At 69.5% G+C, this 13,777-nt stretch carries 14 protein-coding genes; all 14 read right to left on the bottom strand.

Annotation, left to right across the window (positions count from 1 at the left end; genetic code table 11):
* Positions 1-28: 28 nt before the first annotated feature.
* Positions 29-1,219 (bottom strand): cytochrome P450, encoded by a 1,191-nt coding sequence (locus tag ACLJPY_RS38745; protein WP_410595963.1) that lies wholly within the window; start codon positions 1,217-1,219, stop codon positions 29-31.
* A gap of 32 nt (positions 1,220-1,251) precedes the next feature.
* On the bottom strand, positions 1,252-1,467 hold the full coding sequence (locus ACLJPY_RS38740; RefSeq protein WP_410595962.1) for a DUF5988 family protein: 216 nt from the start codon (positions 1,465-1,467) through the stop codon (positions 1,252-1,254).
* 190 nt (positions 1,468-1,657) lie between these two features.
* Complete coding sequence (locus ACLJPY_RS38735) at positions 1,658-2,437, bottom strand: Gfo/Idh/MocA family protein (RefSeq protein WP_410595961.1); 780 nt, start codon at positions 2,435-2,437, stop codon at positions 1,658-1,660.
* Positions 2,434-3,426, bottom strand: coding sequence for a Gfo/Idh/MocA family protein (locus ACLJPY_RS38730; RefSeq protein ID WP_410595960.1), 993 nt, complete (start codon positions 3,424-3,426; stop codon positions 2,434-2,436). Before ACLJPY_RS38730 ends, ACLJPY_RS38735 begins: the two co-directional genes overlap by 4 nt.
* A gap of 74 nt (positions 3,427-3,500) precedes the next feature.
* Positions 3,501-4,493, bottom strand: coding sequence for a hypothetical protein (locus ACLJPY_RS38725; RefSeq protein WP_410596062.1), 993 nt, complete (start codon positions 4,491-4,493; stop codon positions 3,501-3,503).
* A gap of 78 nt (positions 4,494-4,571) precedes the next feature.
* Positions 4,572-5,150: a hypothetical protein gene (locus tag ACLJPY_RS38720; protein ID WP_410595959.1), complete on the bottom strand. Its 579-nt coding sequence runs from the start codon at positions 5,148-5,150 to the stop codon at positions 4,572-4,574.
* 36 nt (positions 5,151-5,186) lie between these two features.
* Positions 5,187-6,452 carry an MCE family protein gene (locus ACLJPY_RS38715; RefSeq protein WP_410595958.1) on the bottom strand — a complete coding sequence of 422 codons (1,266 nt, stop codon included), beginning with the start codon at positions 6,450-6,452 and terminating at the stop codon, positions 5,187-5,189.
* On the bottom strand, positions 6,452-7,630 hold the full coding sequence (locus ACLJPY_RS38710; RefSeq protein WP_410595957.1) for an MCE family protein: 1,179 nt from the start codon (positions 7,628-7,630) through the stop codon (positions 6,452-6,454). Before ACLJPY_RS38710 ends, ACLJPY_RS38715 begins: the two co-directional genes overlap by 1 nt.
* Complete coding sequence (locus ACLJPY_RS38705; protein ID WP_410595956.1) at positions 7,627-8,826, bottom strand: MCE family protein; 1,200 nt, start codon at positions 8,824-8,826, stop codon at positions 7,627-7,629. Before ACLJPY_RS38705 ends, ACLJPY_RS38710 begins: the two co-directional genes overlap by 4 nt.
* The gene (locus tag ACLJPY_RS38700) at positions 8,823-9,809 is read right to left on the bottom strand and encodes an MCE family protein (RefSeq protein ID WP_410595955.1); all 987 of its coding nucleotides are present in this window, start codon (positions 9,807-9,809) and stop codon (positions 8,823-8,825) included. Before ACLJPY_RS38700 ends, ACLJPY_RS38705 begins: the two co-directional genes overlap by 4 nt.
* The gene (locus ACLJPY_RS38695; RefSeq protein ID WP_410595954.1) at positions 9,806-10,834 is read right to left on the bottom strand and encodes an MCE family protein; all 1,029 of its coding nucleotides are present in this window, start codon (positions 10,832-10,834) and stop codon (positions 9,806-9,808) included. The genes ACLJPY_RS38700 and ACLJPY_RS38695 overlap by 4 nt, the downstream gene beginning before the upstream one ends.
* Positions 10,831-12,156: an MCE family protein gene (locus tag ACLJPY_RS38690; RefSeq protein ID WP_410595953.1), complete on the bottom strand. Its 1,326-nt coding sequence runs from the start codon at positions 12,154-12,156 to the stop codon at positions 10,831-10,833. Before ACLJPY_RS38690 ends, ACLJPY_RS38695 begins: the two co-directional genes overlap by 4 nt.
* Positions 12,153-12,989: an MlaE family ABC transporter permease gene (locus ACLJPY_RS38685; RefSeq protein ID WP_072474798.1), complete on the bottom strand. Its 837-nt coding sequence runs from the start codon at positions 12,987-12,989 to the stop codon at positions 12,153-12,155. The genes ACLJPY_RS38690 and ACLJPY_RS38685 overlap by 4 nt, the downstream gene beginning before the upstream one ends.
* A 4-nt stretch (positions 12,990-12,993) precedes the next feature.
* On the bottom strand, positions 12,994-13,746 hold the full coding sequence (locus ACLJPY_RS38680; protein ID WP_003060268.1) for an MlaE family ABC transporter permease: 753 nt from the start codon (positions 13,744-13,746) through the stop codon (positions 12,994-12,996).
* Positions 13,747-13,777 lie beyond the last annotated feature (31 nt).

Raw genomic sequence — 13,777 nt, 5'->3', positions numbered from 1 at the left:
CTTTCGGTGAATCGGGGGGAAGGGCCGCTCACCAGGAGACGGGGAGCTGCTTCACCGAGAAGACGGAACCCTTCAGCCGCAACGGCACCTCGTCGGCGCCGACGGCCAGCCGCAGCTCGGGGAACGCCCGCAGCAGCGCCGTGAACCCGGCCCGCAGCTCGATGCGCGCCAGGTTCTGGCCCAGGCACTGGTGGATGCCGAAGCCGAAGGCGACGTGGCCGGAGGTGTCGCGCTCGATGTCCAGCTCGGCCGGGCAGCCGAACTTGGCCGGGTCGCGGTTGGCCGCGGGCAGCGACACCGTGATCGTGTCGCCCTTCTTGACCAGCTCGCCGTCCAGCTTCACGTCCTCCAGCGCGGTGCGGTAGGTGTGGTACTGGTTGACGGTCAGGTAGCGCAGCAGCTCCTCGATCGCGGCGTCGAGCTTCTCCGGCTCGGCCCGCAGCTTCGCGAGCTGGTCGGTGTGGTGCAGCAGCGCGAAGACGCCGGTGGCCAGCGCGCCTTCCGTGGTCTCGTACCCGGCGAACAGCAGCAGGGTGACGATGTTGCGCAGTTCTTCCTGGGTCAGGTCCTCGCCGACCAGCGAGCTGATGAGGTCGTCGGCGGGCTGCTCGCGCCGCCGCTGGATGACCTCGTCGAAGAACTTCCCGGCCACCTCGTAGGCGGCCGCGGCCTCGGCCGGATCCGCCTCCGCGTCGTGCAGGAGCGTCACCGCCGGCACGTACCGGTCGCGTTCTTCGTACGGCAGTCCGACGAGCTCGCCCAGCATCCGCAGGACGAGCGGCTTGGCGAAGTCCGTGACGATGTCGGCCGGGGCACCCTTGGCCCGCATGACCTCGATCTGCTCGGCGGCCACGGCCTCGACGCGCGGGATCAGCCTGCTGGTGCGGCGGACGGTGAACTCACCGGTCAGCAGTTTGCGGTACCGCGTGTGCTCGGGCGGGTCCATGTGGATGAACATGCCGGGGATGAGCGGGTGGGTCGGGATGACCTGGCCCTGGTGCGTCACCGGGAAGTGGCCGATTTCGCAGCTGTGGCTGAACCGCGGGTCGCTGAGGACTTCGCGGACCAGTTCGTAGCTGGAAACGATCCAGCCGATGTGCCCGTCCGGGTAGACCATCTTCGCGAGCGGACGCTCTTCGCGCAGCGAGTCGAACACCGCGGGCGGGTCGAACTTGTCGGTCCGCGCCCACGGAACCTCGAACGAAATTGCGTCGGTCATGGAAACCTTTCCCGGGGGAGATCCGCTGGTGCTTATTCGGCGATCTTCGTGCGGTGCGACCACCGGAAGACCGCGATCTCGCAGCCGTCGACGGCCTGGAACTCCCCGCCGTGCACGAAGTGCTCGTAACCGGCGCCGTGGCGGATCTTGAGCGTGTTCTCCAGTGCGGCGGCGTCGACGCTGCGGTGCGCCAGTGCCAGTTCGGCCGGTCCACCGCTCAACGCGATTTTCACCTGCGTAACACTCATCGCGGCCTCCACCTGTTTCGCCGAATCTCCCGGCACAGAGCAGTCTTTTCGTTCTCGATTCAGGCTAGGCGAGCCGCCGGAAGGCGACATCCCTCACTCTGGTAGAGCCATCCGGTGCCCCGCCGCGGCCGCACGAAAACGGGGCTTTCCCCTGCCACGCAGGAGAAAGCCCCGTCGAAAAGAAGCCGTGTCAGCCGCCGGGAGGCAGGTCCACGGGCTGCCCGGTGTGCGCCGATTCGTAGGCCGCCTGGATGATCCGGAACGTCCTCAGTGCGGCCTGGCCGTCCGGTCCTGGCCATTCTCCAGAGCCGACGAAGTCCTTGAGCAGCAACGCATTCAGGTCTTCGCCGCCGAGTTCCGGGCGCTCGCCGTCGAGCAGCCGCGGACCGGCGTCGTACTGCACGCTCGCCTTGTCCCCGATGAAGGTGACGGCGGGCCGTCCCGTCCCCGACGCGCTGCGGCGGCAGTCGAACGAGGCCACTTTCCCGCTGCGGTACCGGACGGTCAGCACCGCCGCGCTTTCCGCGTTCCGTCCATTGAGGATGGTGTTGGTCTGGGCGTACACCTGCTGCGCGGGCTCGCCGCCGAGGACGGCGTCCGCCAGGTCCAGCAGGTACGGCGCGGCGGCACCCAGCACCGCGTCCGCTCTCGTCGTCACCGAGCCGAGGACGGTCGTGAGCTCGCCGATGCCGCCGCCGGCGATTCCCCGGCGCACCACGGCGAACGCCTCGCCGTGGCAGGCCGGGGACGCGAAGGCGAGCCGGTCGCCCCCGGCGTCCACGACGGCCTTGAGGTCCGCTTCCTTGGCCGCGGACGGGTATTCGCACAGCACGCGCGCGCCGGCTTCGGCCGCCCGCCGGACCGGCTCGACCGCGTCCCACGTTTCCGCGGCGACGACTTCGACGTCCGGCAGGCCGCGAACCGCCTTGGCGTGGTGCCCGGGCGTGGACGACAGGATGGCGACCTTCACGCTGCTCCCCTCACCGGAAGTTCGACGGCCCGCCCGGTCCACGCGGACTCGGCGGCGGCGTGGATGATCCGCACGGCGGCCAGCGCGTCCGCCGCCCCGATGCGCGGCTCGGGACCGCCGGCGAAGGCCGTGGCGAACTCCCGCATTTCGGTGGCGAACACCGATGGCCCGCCGTAGGCGAAGTTCTCGGCCACGCCGTCGACCACCCGGACCTCCTGCGGCCACTCGGAGTCGTAGCTCACCGTCCCACCGGTGCCGGATACGTGGAAGGCGACCCGCACCGGCGGGCGCGGGGTGGCGGTCCACCGGCTCACGACCTGGCTGATGGCGCCACTGGCGTGGGTCAGCACGGCGGTTCCGGTCGCGACGGCCCCCTCGGGCGCCGGGGTGGCGATGTCGCCCTGGTAGCAGGCGTGCACGCGGACGACGTCCCCGAAGACCCAGTGGGCGAGGTCGGCGCCGTGCAGCAGCTGGTCGGTCAGGATGCCGCCCGACCGCGCGGACGCGGTCCCGGTCCAGGGCCGCGGGTGGTAGGCGGAGAAGGAGAACCGGCCGATCGCGCCTTCGCCGAGCTTCCCGCTCGCGACGAGTTCGTGCAGCCGGGCGTACGGCGCGGCGAACCGCACGTCGTGGGCGGCGTAGAGCCGCACTCCCGCTTCCTCGGCGGCGGCCACGATCTCTTCGGCCTCTTCGGCGCTGGCCGCGAGCGGCTTCTCGCACACGACGCCGACGCCGGCGGCGATGGCGGTCAGGGCGATCTCGCGGTGGCTCGCCGTCGGCGTGCAGATGTCGACCGCGTCGGCGCCGTCCAGCGCCTCGGGCAAGGACCCCACGGCCGTCGCGCCGAACTCCGCCGCGAGCTCGCCGCCCCGGCCGTCGTCGGAGTACACCCGCACGGCGGCCCCCGCGCCGAGCCACGCTTCCAGGTGCAGGCGGGCGATCAGCCCCGCACCGATCAGAGCCACCTCGGGCTGCCGCAACGTCGTCACGTACCGAGACTCGCCCACGCGTGCGGCAGGAGCCATTACCAACGTGGGTAGTTCGGGAACCGCCCTGGTCGGAGCTACTTCGAGGGCGACGGGGACGCCGGCGCCGACGAGGGTGCCGTCGACGCCGACGGGACCTTCGGGGCGTTGTAGGTGTCCATGTCGGTGATCTTCCACTTGTCGCCCTGCAGCTGGGCGTTCAGGTGGAGCTGGGCCGTGCCCGCCGTCGTCTTCTTCGTGTCCGTGCGGGTGGAGGTCTGGTCGACGAAGACCATCACCTTCGCCAGGTCGCCGTTGAGCATGATCACCGCCGCGCGCGTCACCTTGCACGTCACGATCATCTTCTGCTGCGGCGCCAGCCGTTTCACCTCGCCCATCAGCGAGTTGTACTTGGCCTTGACGTCGTCGTTGGCCAGCAGGTCGTTCGCCGCGTCCTCGGTCTTCTTGATGTTGTTGAAGTCGTAGGAGAACAGCGACTCGGCCGCCTTCGACACCGCGTCCTTGACCTGGGCCGTCTTGGCGACGTCCAGCAGCGCCGTGTTGCTCGTCGCCGAGGTGATCTCCTGGGCCTTGCTGTGGAACCAGAACGCCAGGCCGCCGAGGACCAGCGCGACCAGCACCAGCGCACCCGCCACCAGGTACGGCTTCGGCACCTTCGCACCCGCGGGCTTCTCCGCCGCCGCGTCGGCGACCGGGACTTCGGACTCCTCCGTCGGCTTCGCGATCCCGCTGTCCCGCTTCTTGCGCCGCGGGGCCGGCCGCGCCGGGGCTTCCTCGGCCGCCGGCTCGCCCGTGAGGGCGTCGACCTGCGGCTCGGCTTCGGCACCGGCGTCTGCTTCGACACCGGCGTCGGACTCGACCGCCGCGAACACCTGCGTGTCCTCGGCCGGTGCCGAGTCGAGCCGCCCGGAGTCGGCTTCGTACGGCTCGGGCTCGGCGGCCGGCCGGGGCACCGGACGCGGGGCCGGCCGGGGCCGCGGCTTCCGCGGCTCGGCGGGCGGGACGGCGGGCAGCTGGCCGGTCCGCTCGGCGGCGGACTCGTCCACCGAAGGCTTGCGCAGCCCGGCCACGCGGGGACGCCGCGACGGCGTCGGGGTGGTGCGCGGCGGCTGGCGGCGGGAGGGGGGCACTACGAGGCTCCTTCTGTACTACTGGCCGGCCGCGACGAGCGGGACGCTGTCGATGCCGGACAGCTTCCACTCTTCGCCCACCCGGGTCATCGAGACTTCGAGGCGCAGCGGCTTCGCGCTGCTCTTGTCCCCCTGGGTAACGGTCGTGGCGATGGCGGCGAGGAAGCTGGCCTTGCCTTCGTGGTCGTCCAACTCCTCGACGGCGATGTCCTGGACGTCCGTGGTGACCTTCGTCTTGGCGTCCGACAGCGCCTTGCGGAACGTCGGCGCGGACTGGTCGATCTGCTGGGCCATCTTGTCGTCCGACACGGCCTTCTGCCGGGCGAAGAAGCCGTCGAGGTCGGTGTAGTCGACCTCGGTGTAGGCCTTCAGCGCGTTCGTGCCCGCCTTGACGACGGCCTCGCGCGAAGCCGCCAGCCCGGCGTTGTCGTCGGCCGCCGCCGCCCACCACTGGATGCCGAAGAACGCCGCGGCGATCAGGGCGGCCAGCGCCAGCGCCCCGGCACCGAGGACCAGGGTCCGCGAGGGGTCCTTCGGCGGCGTCGGCGAGGACTGCTCGTCCTCCACCGCCGTGGCGGCCGGCTCGTCCGTGCTCATGACACTCCAGAGTAGGTAACGGTCATCAAATCCCCGTCAGGACAGGCCGAGCAGCGAGCCCAGGCTGTTCAGGCTGACGCCGGGGCTGCCGACGATGCCCGGAACGCCCCGGGTGTTCCGCTCCTCGGCCAGCTCTTCGGCGGGCCGGTTCGCGTTGGCCGCGACGTCGCTGTCCGACGGCGCGACCGGCACCCCGCCGTACGGCGCGTTCTGCGCCCCGCGGACGTTGATCGGGCTGCCCTTCGGTTCGGCACAGTACGCGTTCTCGGCCGCGGGCCGCGGCGTGAGGTCGTTCCCGGTGCGGAACTGCGAGTACGGGATGTACCCCTTCGTGCAGGCCGGCGGGTTGAACAGGTTCAGCACCAGGCCGAGGTGGGCGGTGCCGTCGCCGGGGGCGACGCTGCTCGCCGCCCCGGCCAGCGCCGGGTAGGTGACCAGGCCCTGCTCGATCCCGTCGAGGCGGGTCACGGTCAGGTTGGCCGTGGTCAGCAGGTTCGCCGTCAGCGCGCCCAGGCCCGGGCCCGACTCGGCCAGCACCTGGCTGATCTGCGACGCCACCTGCGGGGTGATCCCGATGAGCTTGCGCAGATCGCCGTCGGAGTTCTTCAGCGTGCCGGTGAGCTCGTTGAGGTTCTTGCTGAACGAGGCGAAGTTCGCCGCCTCGGCGTTCTGCGTGTCGAGCACCTGGCCGCCGGCGTCGAGCAGCTGAATCGTCTGCGGCAGGTACTGCTGCGCGGTCGTGGTGAAGCTGCGGGCGGTGTCCAGCAGCTTCTGCAGGTCGCCGCCGGTGCCGCGGAAGGCGTCGTAGGACTCGTCGACGACCGTGCGCAGCGAGTCGACCGGGACCGACGCGGCGAGCGAGTCGAGGTCGCCGACCAGCCGGTCGGTGCTGACCGGCGTGGTCGTCCGGTTCGCCGGGATGACCGAGCCGGCCGCCAGGTACGGGCCCTGGTCGGCCTTCGGCTTGAGGTCGACGTACTGCTCGCCGACCGCCGACCGGTTGGCGACCACGGCGTCGAGGTCCGCGGGCACCTTCGGCGCCGACGGGTCGATGTTCAGGTCGGCCTCGAGCCCGGTCTGGGTGAGCCGCATCTCCCCGACCCGGCCGATGTTGTAGCCGCGGTAGGTGACTTCGGCGTTGGTGAAGATGCCGCCCGATTCGTTGAGCTGCAGCTTCACCGTGTAGCCGCTGTTCCCGAACACCGTGCCGAGCCCGGCGAACCGGACCAGGGCGTAGACGATCGCGACGACCGAGATCACCACGAAGGCGATCAGCTGGATCTTCGTCCGGCGGATCAGCATCAGCCCGCACCTCCCGGCAGGAGCCCGAAGAGGTTGCCCAGGCCCGGTTTCGACTGCGCGGGCTGCTGCCCGGCGCCGGGGATCGGCAGCGGCGGCGGCTGGTTGGCCGGCGTGCCCTGGACCCCGCCGGTCAGGCCGGCCAGCGGCAGCTGCCCGGACAGCGCGTTCTGCCTGCTGTTGCCCAGGTTCTCGACGATGGTCTTCAGGTTCAGGTCCACCTTCGCGAACAGGTTGAAGTAGTCGCCCTTGACGCCGTTGACCGCCTGGTCGGTGAACGGGAACGTCAGCAGCAGCTCCAGGGCCTTCGGCAGGTCGTTGCCCGCCTCGCCGAGCTTCTGCAGCGTCGGCGTCAGCGCCTTCAGGTCGGCGACGAGGTCCTTCTGCGACTTGTTCACCGTGTCGGTGGCGACGCCGGAGAGGTTGTCGAGCGCCTGCAGCATGGTCACCAGCTGGCCGCGCTGCTGCTCCAGCACGCCGAGCCCGGGCCCGAGGTGGTCGACCGCGCCGACCAGCTTGTCCTTCTGGTCGTTGAGGGTCGAGGAGAGCCGGTTCAGCCCGTCGATGGCCCGGGTGATGTTCTGCGACTGCCGGTCGAGGTTCGTGACCAGCAGGTTCGCGTTGTCCAGCAGCGCCTTGATGTCCGGTTCGCGGCCGGAGGTGGCCTTGTTGAGCTCCTTGGTGATCGTGTTGAGCTGGTCGACCCCACCGCCGTTGAGCAGCAGGGACAGCGCCCCGAGCAGTTCCTCGACCTCGACGCTGCGGTTGGTCCGGGCCAGCGGGATGGTCGCGTTGTCGGTGAGCTTGCCGTGCGCCTGGTCGGCACCGGGCGAGGCCAGCTCGACGTACTTCTCGCCGAGCAGGCTGGACTGCTTGACGTTGGCGAGCGCGTTGGCCGGCAGCTTGATGTCGCCGTTGACCTTCAGCGTCACCAGCGCGTGCCAGCCGTCCTTGGTCAGCCCGACGTTCTCGACCCGGCCGACCGGTACCTCGTCGACCTTCACCCCGGCCTGCGGGGTCAGGTCGGTCACGTCCTTGAACTCGACGTTCACCGTGTACGGGTGGTCGCCGAGGTCGGCGCCACCGGGCAGCGGCAGGTCGTAGATGCCCTTGAAGGAGCAGCCGGACACCGCGAGCGCGGACGCCGTCACCAGCACCCCGACGGTCAGGAGCTTCTTCACTGGCCACCTCCGTAGAGCTGCCCGGCGATGGGCAGCGGCAGCGGCGGCAGCTGACCGGACTGCAGGGCCTGCACGGTCTGCGCCACGGACGGCAGCGGGATCACCTTGTCGACGACGCCGGCGATGCTCTCGCAGGCGTTGCCGAGCACGTCCGGGATGCCCTTGGTGCCGACCTGCTTGAGGAGGCGGCAGATCATCACCAGCGGCGGCTGGGTCAGCTCGTTGAGGTTCGGCCGGGCGTCGAGCGTGCCTGCCGCGCCGTTGTAGGTGTTGACCAGGTTGCTCAGGCCGACCGGGGCGACGTCGAGGATCTCGGCGAGCGAGCTGCGCTGGTCGACGAGGACCTTCGTGATGCCGGCCAGCTTGTCCACATTGGACTTGAGCCGGTCGTGGTTCTGGTCGATGAACGACTGCACCGCCGTGAGCGTCGTGCCCAGCTGCTGCACGGTCGCGGCCAGGTTGTCCTTTTCGGACGCCAGGTAGCCGCTGACGTCGGCGAGCTGGCTCTCGAAGCTGCGGACCTGCTTGTCGGAGTCGGCCAGCGTCTGCGAGAACCGGCCGAGGTTCTGGACGGTGGTGAACAGGTCGTCCTTGTTGCCGGCCAGCGTCCCGGCCGCCTGGCCGAGCTTGGTGATCGTGTCGTGCAGGGCCTGGCCGTTGCCGTCGACGTTGGCGGCCGCGGTGTTGAGCAGGTTCGACAGCGACCCGGTCTTGTTGGCGCCGTTCGGGCCGAGGGTCTCGCTGACCCGGGCCAGGCTCGAGGCGAGCTGGTCGACTTCGAGGGGCACCTCGGTGCGGTCGAGGCCGATGACCGCGCCGTCGGAGATGCGCGGGCCGCCGGTGTAGGCCGGAGCGAGCTGCACGTACCGGTCCGACACCAGCGACGGCGCCACGATGAGCGCCTTGGCGTCGGCCGGGACGGCGACCGAGCGGTCGTACTCGAAGTCGACCTTCACCTGGTTGCCCATCGGCGTGATCTTGGTGACCGTGCCCATGTCGACGCCGAGCATCCGCACGCTGTTGCCCTCGTACAGGCCGACGGCGCCGGCGAAGTACGCGGTCAGGTGGTTGCGGCCGGCGTCCTTGAGGGTCCACCAGATCCCGCCGGCGACGACGAGCGCGAGCACGACGGCGATGGTGAAGCCCCTGGTCAGGGCTTGCCCGAAGGGACTGGCACTGGAGCGGGTGTCACTCATTTCGTGTAGCACCCCTCTTCGTTGATCGGGCCCATCGACGGCAGGAGCAGGCCGCAGATGTAGTTGTCGAACCAGCGGCCGTTGCCGATGGTGTTGGTGAAGACGCGGATGAAGGGCGCGAACTTCTGGAGCCCCTCGGCCAGCGAGTCCTGGTTGCGCTGCAGCATCGACGTCAGCTGGTCGAGCTGGGTCAGCACCGGGTCGAGCTGCTTGCCGTTGTCGTCGATCAAGCCCTGCAGCTGGGTGGCCAGCTCGCGGGAGCCGTTGAGCAGCGCGGTGATCGCGTCCTCGCGCCGGGACAGCTCGTCGAGCAGCTTGTTGCCGTCGGTGAGCAGCTTCTGCACCTCGGCGTCGCGGTCGACCAGCGTCTGCGACACCTCGCGGGTGTTGGCCAGCAGGTTCGACAGCTGCTGGTCGCGCGAGGCGATCGTGTCCGACAGCTTCGACAGCCCCGACAGCGCGCCCCGCACGTCCTGCGGGGTGTTGGCGAAGGTCTGCGAGATCGTGTCGAAGCTCTGGGCCAGCTGCTTGGTGTCGATGTTGTCGACCGTCTGGGACAGCCCGCGGAAGGCGTCGAGCACGTCGTAGGGCGCCATCGTGCGGTCCCGCGGGATGCCGGTGCCCGGGTTCAGCGCGTTCTCGCCCTGCGGGTCCAGCGACAGGTACTTCTGCCCGAGCAGCGTCTTGATCTTGATCGCGGCGCTGGTCCGGTCGCCCAGCCAGGCGTCCTTGACCTTGAACGACACCTTCACCGACGCGCCGTCGAGCTCGATGTCGCTGACCTTGCCGACCTTGACGCCGGCGATCCGGACGTCGTTGTCCTTCTGCAGCCCGGAGGCCTCGCTGAACTCGGCGCTGTAGGTGGTGCCGCCGCCGATCACCGGCAGGTCGTCGGAGTTGAGCGCGGCGGTGAACGCCAGCGCCAGCACGACGATCCCGACCAGCGCGATCGGCACGGGGTTGCGCTTCTGGAACGACTTCATCCCGAGCACCTCGCCCGGTTCGCCGGGATCAGGGGCAGGGCGACGTCGTTGATCAGTGGCGGCAAGCTCACGCTCCCGGAGAACTCACAGGCGTAGAAGTTGAACCAGGAGCCGTAGTCCGCGGTGCGGGTCAGCGTGCTCACCTTGGTCGGCAGGAACTGGATGAAGTGCTCCAGCTCCGGCTCGTTCTTGTTGAGTTGCTGGGTGAGGTTGCCGAGCGCGCTGATGTCGTTCTTCAGCGGCTCCCGCACCTCGCCGAGCAGCCCGGACGTCGTCTGGGCCAGGTTGCCGAGGCTCTCGATCGCGTCGCCGATCGGCTTGCGGTCGGCGGCCAGCCCGGACACCAGCTGCTGCAGCTTCACGATCAGGTCGTTGAGCTGCGGGGTGTGCGCGTTGACCGTGTCGAGCACCGAGTTGAGGTTGTCGATGACCTCGCCGATCACCTGGTCCTTGTCGGCGATCGTGGTGGCCAGCGACGCCGTGTGCGACAGCAGGCTCTCGACGGTGCCGCCCTCGCCCTGCAGGACCTGGATGACCTCGTAGGACAGCTTGTTGACGTCCTCGGGGTTGAGCGCGGTGAACAGCGGCTTGAAGCCGTTGAACAGCTCGGTCAGGTCCAGCGCCGGCGTGGTCCGTTCCAGCGGGATGGTGCCGCCCGGCTGCAGGGTCTTGCCGGAGGTGTCGGCGCCCTCGCCGAGCGAGACGTACCGCTGGCCGACCAGGTTGCGGAACTTGATCTGCGCGGTGACCCCGGCCGGCAGCGTCCGCCCGGCGTCGACCTCGAACTCGACCTCGGCCTGCCGCTTGTCGACGATGTGCACGTCCTTGACCTGCCCGACCCGGACGCCGGCGATGCGGACGTCGTCGTTGGGCAGCAGCAGCGTCGCGTCGGTGAAGCGCGCCTTGTAGGCGTTGGTGCTGGTGGTGTTGATGTTGGCGATGCTGATGCCGAGGATCGTGGTGAACAGCACGGTGACGACCACGAAGATGCCGAGCTTGATCAGCGGTGCGAGCAGGCCCCTCACTTGACCGTCACCTCCGCACCCCGGTACAGCGGGCCGACGAGCAGCGCGCTCCAGCTGGGGACGTCGGCCGCGGTCATGCCCAGCTGCGGGCCGAGCAGGTCGGCCAGGAAGCCCTGCTCCGCCGTCGAATACGCCAGATCACCACCGGACCCGCCGTTGCCGGCCGCGTCGGCCTTGAACTTGGCCGGGTTGAGGCCGTCGCCGGCGCTCTTCGGCGCGGCCTGGTGGATGGTGCCGTCCTTGAACGCGCCGTCCGGCGGCTCGGACGGGAACGGCTTCGGGATGTCCTTGATGTCGTAGCAGCGCGGGCCGCGCTTGTCGTCGAACCGCGGCTCTTCCTTGCCGGCTTGGTAGGGCGCGCGCGGCACGATGATCTCGATCGTCGCGTGCAGGCCGGGCTGGTTGGTGCCCTTGCCGAGCGCCTGGTCGATCAGCGGCACGTTCTTCGCCATCTGGGAGATCACGCACGGGTACTCCGGCGCGTACTTCGCCAGCAGTTCGGCCGTCGGCCGGGCGGTGTCGACGAGCGAGATGATGTTGTCCTTGTTGTTCTGCAGGAACGTCTGCAGGTCCACCGAGGCCTGGGTGAGGCTGCCGTAGAGGGTGCTCAGGTTCTGCCGCTCGTCGACCACGGTCCGGGTCGTCGTGCTCAGGTTGTCCAGGCTCTGCACCAGGTCCGGGGCCGCGTCCTTGAGGTGGTCGGAGAACTCCGCGAGCGCCTTGAGGTTGTGCTGCAGCTCCGGCTCGTGCGGGTTCAGCTCGCCGATGTAGGTGCCCAGCTGGGAAAGCGTGTCGCCGAGCTGGTCGCCGCGGCCGGACAGCGCCGTCGAGATCGCGGTGAGCGTCGCCGACAGCTTCTGCGGCTGGACCGCCTGCAGCACCGGCATCAGGTGGGAGAACGCCTGCTCCAGCTCGACCGCGCTCGACGTGCGGTCCTGCGGGATGACGTCGCCGTTGCTCAACGTCTTCGCCGAGGGGTCCTTCGGGAGCTCCAGCGAGACGAACCGCTCGCCGAAGAGCGTCTTGGGCAGGAACCGCGCCGAGACGTTCTCCGGGATCAGCTTCGCCGAGTCCGGCTGGAGCGCCAGGGTGAGCTCGGCGCCGTGGTCGGTGGCGACGATGTCCTGCACCGAGCCGACGATCAGCCCGCGCACCTTGACGTCGGACTGCTTGATCAGCTGGTTGCCGATCTTGTCGGCCTCCAGCTTGACCGTGACGACCGGCGTGAACGCCTTGTCGTAGAGCGCGATGGACAGCGCCACCCCGCCGACCATCACGGCGACGAGCAGCAGGCCGAGCAGCCTGCGTCGGAGCGTCCTCATCCCGCGATCCTTACCGTGACGTCGGTTCCCCAGATGGCGAACCCGATGAAGAAGTTCATGATCGACACCGTGACGATGGACAGCCGCACGGCCTTGCCGACCGCGACGCCGACACCGGCCGGGCCACCGGTGGCCCGGTACCCGAAGTAGCAGTGCGACAGGATGATCAGGACGCTGAACAGCAGCACCTTGATGAACGAATAGAGCACGTCCTGCGGTGGCAGGAAGAGGTCGAAGTAGTGGTCGTACGTGCCCGCGGATTGGCCGTAGATGTAGATGACGACCAGTCGTGACGCGAGGTAGGAGCTCAGCAGGCCGATGATGTAGAGCGGGATGACCGCGACGAACCCGGCGATGATCCGGGTGGTGACCAGGTACGGCAGGCTCGGCACGCCCATGACTTCAAGGGCGTCGATCTCCTCGGAAATGCGCATCGCGCCCAGCTGGGCGGTGAAGCCGGCCCCGACGGTCGCGGACAGCGCGAGCCCGGCGACCAGCGGCGCGATCTCGCGCGTGTTGAAGAACGCGGTCAGGAAGCCGGTGAAGGCCGACGTCCCGATCGAGTTCAGCGCTGAGTAGCCCTGCAGGCCGACGAGGACACCGGTGAAGAGCGTCAGGCCGACCATCACACCGACCGTGCCGCCGATGACCGCCAGCGAGCCGGAACCGAAGCTCACCTCGGCCAGCAGCCGGAGGACTTCCTTGGTGTAGCGGCGGATGGTCCGCGGCGTCCACAGCAGTGCCCGGCCGTAGAACGACATCTGGTCACCGAGGGTGTCCAGCGTCTGCAGAGGACGGTTGGCGACGCGCTTGGCGCCCTGGAGGAACGTCATGGCGCTAGTCCAGCTTTCCGGGCACGATCTGCAGGTAGATCAGGGTGATCACGAAGTTCACGACGAACAGCAGCAGGAACGTGATGACCACCGACTGGTTCACCGCGTCCCCGACGCCCTTCGGGCCGCCGGAGGGGTTCAGACCCCGGTAGGACGCGACGACGGCGGCGATGAACCCGAAGATCAGCGCCTTGATCTCGCCGACCCAGAGGTCGGGCAGCTGCGCGAGGGCGGAGAAGCTCGCCAGGTACGCACCCGGCGTCCCGCCCTGCAGCACGACGTTGAAGAAGTAGCCGCCGAGCACGCCGATCACGCTGACCATGCCGTTGAGCAGCAGCGCGACCAGCATCATGGCGAGGGTCCGCGGCACGATCAGCCGCTGGACCGCGGAGACGCCGAGCACCTCCATCGCGGCGATCTCTTCGCGGATGGTCCGCGCGCCGATGTCGGCACAGACGGCGGAGCCGCCCGCGCCCGCCACCAGCAGCGCGGTGACCAGCGGGCTGGCCTGCTGCACGGTGGCGAGCACGGAGCCCGCGCCGGTGTAGGACTGCGCGCCCAGCTGGCGGGCGAGCGAACCGAACTGCAGCGAGATGACCGCGCCGAACGGGATGGCCACCAGGGCCGTCGGCAGGATGGTCACGCTCGCGATGAACCACGACTGCTGGATGAACTCCCGCAGCTGGAACGGGCGCTGGAACAGGCCGCGGACGATGTCCAGGCCGAGAGCGAACAGGTTCCCGGTCTCTCGGAGCATCCCGATCCCGGGGATCTTCGCCTGTGTTGCG

The sequence above is a fragment of the Amycolatopsis sp. lyj-23 genome, from assembly GCF_046549135.1.
In the GTDB taxonomy this organism is placed as follows: domain Bacteria; phylum Actinomycetota; class Actinomycetes; order Mycobacteriales; family Pseudonocardiaceae; genus Amycolatopsis.
The sequence above is the reverse complement of the archived record's forward strand: the minus strand, read 5'-3'. Positions and strand labels throughout refer to the sequence as shown.

What these genes read in the sequence shown, in the direction of transcription:
- ACLJPY_RS38745 (WP_410595963.1), bottom strand. Translation starts at nt 1,219, where the DNA reads ATGACCGACGCAATTTCGTTCGAGGTTCCGTGGGCGCGGACCGACAAG.
- ACLJPY_RS38740 (WP_410595962.1), bottom strand. Translation starts at nt 1,467, where the DNA reads ATGAGTGTTACGCAGGTGAAAATCGCGTTGAGCGGTGGACCGGCCGAA.
- ACLJPY_RS38720 (WP_410595959.1), bottom strand. Translation starts at nt 5,150, where the DNA reads ATGAGCACGGACGAGCCGGCCGCCACGGCGGTGGAGGACGAGCAGTCC.
- ACLJPY_RS38715 (WP_410595958.1), bottom strand. Translation starts at nt 6,452, where the DNA reads ATGCTGATCCGCCGGACGAAGATCCAGCTGATCGCCTTCGTGGTGATC.
- ACLJPY_RS38705 (WP_410595956.1), bottom strand. Translation starts at nt 8,826, where the DNA reads ATGAGTGACACCCGCTCCAGTGCCAGTCCCTTCGGGCAAGCCCTGACC.
- ACLJPY_RS38700 (WP_410595955.1), bottom strand. Translation starts at nt 9,809, where the DNA reads ATGAAGTCGTTCCAGAAGCGCAACCCCGTGCCGATCGCGCTGGTCGGG.
- ACLJPY_RS38690 (WP_410595953.1), bottom strand. Translation starts at nt 12,156, where the DNA reads ATGAGGACGCTCCGACGCAGGCTGCTCGGCCTGCTGCTCGTCGCCGTG.
- ACLJPY_RS38685 (WP_072474798.1), bottom strand. Translation starts at nt 12,989, where the DNA reads ATGACGTTCCTCCAGGGCGCCAAGCGCGTCGCCAACCGTCCTCTGCAG.
- ACLJPY_RS38680 (WP_003060268.1), bottom strand. Translation starts at nt 13,746, where the DNA reads ATGCTCCGAGAGACCGGGAACCTGTTCGCTCTCGGCCTGGACATCGTC.